The sequence below is a fragment of the Streptococcus infantis genome, assembly GCF_047465035.1.
In the GTDB taxonomy this organism is placed as follows: domain Bacteria; phylum Bacillota; class Bacilli; order Lactobacillales; family Streptococcaceae; genus Streptococcus; species Streptococcus infantis_T.
Genome location: NZ_JASHAQ010000037.1, coordinates 1 through 4,801, shown reverse-complemented (window position 1 = coordinate 4,801; position 4,801 = coordinate 1). Strand labels below are relative to the sequence as shown.

Here is a 4,801-nt window from a genome sequence, read left to right as displayed (position 1 = left end):
AGCTAAGCGACTTCCTTATCTCACAGGGGGCAACCCCCAACTACTTCCGGCGTTCTAGGGCTTAACTTCTGTGTTCGGCATGGGTACAGGTGTATCTCCTAGGCTATCGTCACTTAACTTTGAGTAATACCTACTCAAAATTGAATATCTATCAAATTCCAAGAAAACCTTACGCTTTCATATTCTCAGTTACTTTGGATAAGTCCTCGAGCTATTAGTATTAGTCCGCTACATGTGTCGCCACACTTCCACTTCTAACCTATCTACCTGATCATCTCTCAGGGCTCTTACTGATATAAAATCATGGGAAATCTCATCTTGAGGTGGGTTTCACACTTAGATGCTTTCAGCGTTTATCCCTTCCCTACATAGCTACCCAGCGATGCCTTTGGCAAGACAACTGGTACACCAGCGGTAAGTCCACTCTGGTCCTCTCGTACTAGGAGCAGATCCTCTCAAATTTCCTACGCCCGCGACGGATAGGGACCGAACTGTCTCACGACGTTCTGAACCCAGCTCGCGTGCCGCTTTAATGGGCGAACAGCCCAACCCTTGGGACCGACTACAGCCCCAGGATGCGACGAGCCGACATCGAGGTGCCAAACCTCCCCGTCGATGTGAACTCTTGGGGGAGATAAGCCTGTTATCCCCAGGGTAGCTTTTATCCGTTGAGCGATGGCCCTTCCATACGGAACCACCGGATCACTAAGCCCGACTTTCGTCCCTGCTCGAGTTGTAGCTCTCGCAGTCAAGCTCCCTTATACCTTTACACTCTGCGAATGATTTCCAACCATTCTGAGGGAACCTTTGGGCGCCTCCGTTACCTTTTAGGAGGCGACCGCCCCAGTCAAACTGCCCGTCAGACACTGTCTCCGATAGGGATCACCTATCTGGGTTAGAGTGGCCATAACACAAGGGTAGTATCCCAACAACGTCTCCTTCGAAACTGGCGTCCCGATCTCTTAGACTCCTACCTATCCTGTACATGTGGTACAGACACTCAATATCAAACTGCAGTAAAGCTCCATGGGGTCTTTCCGTCCTGTCGCGGGTAACCTGCATCTTCACAGGTACTAAAATTTCACCGAGTCTCTCGTTGAGACAGTGCCCAAATCATTACGCCTTTCGTGCGGGTCGGAACTTACCCGACAAGGAATTTCGCTACCTTAGGACCGTTATAGTTACGGCCGCCGTTTACTGGGGCTTCAATTCATACCTTCGCGTTACCGCTAAGCACTCCTCTTAACCTTCCAGCACCGGGCAGGCGTCACCCCCTATACATCATCTTACGATTTAGCAGAGAGCTGTGTTTTTGATAAACAGTTGCTTGGGCCTATTCACTGCGGCTGACTTAAAGTCAGCACCCCTTCTCCCGAAGTTACGGGGTCATTTTGCCGAGTTCCTTAACGAGAGTTCTCTCGCTCACCTGAGGCTACTCGCCTCGACTACCTGTGTCGGTTTGCGGTACGGGTAGAGTATGTTTAAACGCTAGAAGCTTTTCTTGGCAGTGTGACGTCACTAACTTCGCTACTAAACTTCGCTCCCCATCACAGCTCAATGTTATAGAACTAAGCATTTAACTCAGTTCACACCTCACTGCTTAGACAGACACTTCCAATCGTCTGCTTTAGTTAGCCTACTGCGTCCCTCCATCACTACATACTCTAGTACAGGAATATCAACCTGTTGTCCATCGGATACACCTTTCGGTCTCTCCTTAGGTCCCGACTAACCCAGGGCGGACGAGCCTTCCCCTGGAAACCTTAGTCTTACGGTGGACAGGATTCTCACCTGTCTTTCGCTACTCATACCGGCATTCTCACTTCTATGCGTTCCAGCACTCCTCACGGTACACCTTCTTCACACATAGAACGCTCTCCTACCATACCTATAAAGGTATCCACAGCTTCGGTAAATTGTTTTAGCCCCGGTACATTTTCGGCGCAGGGTCACTCGACTAGTGAGCTATTACGCACTCTTTGAATGAATAGCTGCTTCTAAGCTAACATCCTAGTTGTCTGTGCAACCCCACATCCTTTTCCACTTAACAATTATTTTGGGACCTTAGCTGGTGGTCTGGGCTGTTTCCCTTTCGACTACGGATCTTAGCACTCGCAGTCTGACTGCCGACCATAATTCATTGGCATTCGGAGTTTATCTGAGATTGGTAATCCGGGATGGACCCCTCACCCAAACAGTGCTCTACCTCCAAGAATCTCTAATGTCGACGCTAGCCCTAAAGCTATTTCGGAGAGAACCAGCTATCTCCAAGTTCGTTTGGAATTTCTCCGCTACCCACAAGTCATCCAAGCACTTTTCAACGTGCCCTGGTTCGGTCCTCCAGTGCGTCTTACCGCACCTTCAACCTGCTCATGGGTAGGTCACATGGTTTCGGGTCTACGACATGATACTAACTCGCCCTATTCAGACTCGGTTTCCCTACGGCTCCGTCTCTTCAACTTAACCTCGCATCATATCGTAACTCGCCGGTTCATTCTACAAAAGGCACGCTCTCACCCATTAACGGGCTCGAACTTGTTGTAGGCACACGGTTTCAGGTTCTATTTCACTCCCCTCCCGGGGTGCTTTTCACCTTTCCCTCACGGTACTGGTTCACTATCGGTCACTAGGGAGTATTTAGGGTTGGGAGATGGTCCTCCCAGATTCCGACGGGATTTCACGTGTCCCGCCGTACTCAGGATACTGCTAGGTACAAAGACTATTTTGAATACGAGGCTATCACTCTCTTTGGCTGATCTTCCCAAATCATTCTTCTATAATCTTTGAGTCCACATTGCAGTCCTACAACCCCGAAGAGTAAACTCTTCGGTTTGCCCTCCTGCCGTTTCGCTCGCCGCTACTAAGGCAATCGCTTTTGCTTTCTCTTCCTGCAGCTACTTAGATGTTTCAGTTCACTGCGTCTTCCTCCTCATATCCTTAACAGATATGGGTAACAGGTAGTACCTGTTGGGTTCCCCCATTCGGAAATCCCTGGATCATCGCTTACTTACAGCTACCCAAGGCATATCGTCGTTTGTCACGTCCTTCTTCGGCTCCTAGTGCCAAGGCATCCACCGTGCGCCCTTATTAACTTAACCTTATTTTCTGACCTTTCAGTCATAAACTCTTATTAATACTACAGCGTTTTCGGTTTATTTTCTTGTTACTATTTGATATAGATATTCAATTTTCAATGTGCATTACTTGGTGATCTCTCACCAATGGAGCCTAGCGGGATCGAACCGCTGACCTCCTGCGTGCAAAGCAGGCGCTCTCCCAGCTGAGCTAAGGCCCCACAAGACCTCTCAAGACTAAACAAGACCAATGTGCATTCCTTATCCTTAGAAAGGAGGTGATCCAGCCGCACCTTCCGATACGGCTACCTTGTTACGACTTCACCCCAATCATCTATCCCACCTTAGGCGGCTGGCTCCTAAAAGGTTACCTCACCGACTTCGGGTGTTACAAACTCTCGTGGTGTGACGGGCGGTGTGTACAAGGCCCGGGAACGTATTCACCGCGGCGTGCTGATCCGCGATTACTAGCGATTCCGACTTCATGTAGGCGAGTTGCAGCCTACAATCCGAACTGAGACTGGCTTTAAGAGATTAGCTTGCCGTCACCGACTTGCGACTCGTTGTACCAGCCATTGTAGCACGTGTGTAGCCCAGGTCATAAGGGGCATGATGATTTGACGTCATCCCCACCTTCCTCCGGTTTATTACCGGCAGTCTCGCTAGAGTGCCCAACTGAATGATGGCAACTAACAATAGGGGTTGCGCTCGTTGCGGGACTTAACCCAACATCTCACGACACGAGCTGACGACAACCATGCACCACCTGTCACCTCTGTCCCGAAGGAAAGCTCTATCTCTAGAGCGGTCAGAGGGATGTCAAGACCTGGTAAGGTTCTTCGCGTTGCTTCGAATTAAACCACATGCTCCACCGCTTGTGCGGGCCCCCGTCAATTCCTTTGAGTTTCAACCTTGCGGTCGTACTCCCCAGGCGGAGTGCTTAATGCGTTAGCTGCGGCACTAAACCCCGGAAAGGGTCTAACACCTAGCACTCATCGTTTACGGCGTGGACTACCAGGGTATCTAATCCTGTTTGCTCCCCACGCTTTCGAGCCTCAGCGTCAGTTACAAGCCAGAGAGCCGCTTTCGCCACCGGTGTTCCTCCATATATCTACGCATTTCACCGCTACACATGGAATTCCACTCTCCCCTCTTGCACTCAAGTTAAACAGTTTCCAAAGCGTACTATGGTTAAGCCACAGCCTTTAACTTCAGACTTATCTAACCGCCTGCGCTCGCTTTACGCCCAATAAATCCGGACAACGCTCGGGACCTACGTATTACCGCGGCTGCTGGCACGTAGTTAGCCGTCCCTTTCTGGTAAGATACCGTCACAGTGTGAACTTTCCACTCTCACACTCGTTCTTCTCTTACAACAGAGCTTTACGATCCGAAAACCTTCTTCACTCACGCGGCGTTGCTCGGTCAGACTTCCGTCCATTGCCGAAGATTCCCTACTGCTGCCTCCCGTAGGAGTCTGGGCCGTGTCTCAGTCCCAGTGTGGCCGATCACCCTCTCAGGTCGGCTATGTATCGTCGCCTTGGTGAGCCGTTACCTCACCAACTAGCTAATACAACGCAGGTCCATCTGGTAGTGATGCAATTGCACCTTTCAAGCAGATATCATGCAATATCTACTGTTATGCGGTATTAGCTATCGTTTCCAATAGTTATCCCCCGCTACCAGGCAGGTTACCTACGCGTTACTCACCCGTTCGCAACTCATCC

General features: G+C 50.1%; 1 tRNA gene and 3 rRNA genes. All 4 read right to left on the bottom strand.

What is annotated here, in order from left to right:
- Position 1 precedes the first annotated feature (1 nt).
- Positions 2-117: ribosomal RNA gene (rrf, locus tag QM406_RS09825) — 5S ribosomal RNA — on the bottom strand.
- Between the two features lie 77 nt (positions 118-194).
- Positions 195-3,098, bottom strand: a 23S ribosomal RNA gene (locus tag QM406_RS09820).
- Between the two features lie 124 nt (positions 3,099-3,222).
- Positions 3,223-3,295 (bottom strand) — tRNA-Ala (locus QM406_RS09815).
- 50 nt (positions 3,296-3,345) lie between these two features.
- A 16S ribosomal RNA gene (locus QM406_RS09810) occupies positions 3,346-4,801 on the bottom strand; the annotation flags it as partial.